This is a genomic window from Bradyrhizobium sp. Ken51 (assembly GCF_055807435.1).
Map to the genome: position 1 here is coordinate 1 of NZ_JBVVPB010000209.1, position 239 is coordinate 239.

A 239-nucleotide genomic window follows, 5' to 3' on the forward strand; every position below is an offset into this window, starting at 1 on the left:
GTGCCAGGACTGGATATTGGCAAGGTCACCGGCGGCTGGCGCGATCTCACCTTGTCTGACGTTCGTTATGAGCAGCCAGGCGTGGCGGTAAAAGCGGGCAATCTGCATCTGGCTGTCGGGCTTGAGTGCCTGTGGAACAGCAGTGTTTGTATTAATGATCTGGCGCTGAAAGACATTCAGGTCAACATCGACAGTAAAAAAATGCCTCCTTCTGAACAGGTTGAAGAAGAGGAAGATAG

General features: G+C 51.9%; 1 protein-coding gene. It reads left to right on the forward strand.

Annotated elements, in window-relative coordinates:
• On the forward strand, window positions 1-239 hold a 239-nt coding region (locus tag AC0L27_RS41505; protein WP_473323941.1), incomplete at both ends, for a hypothetical protein.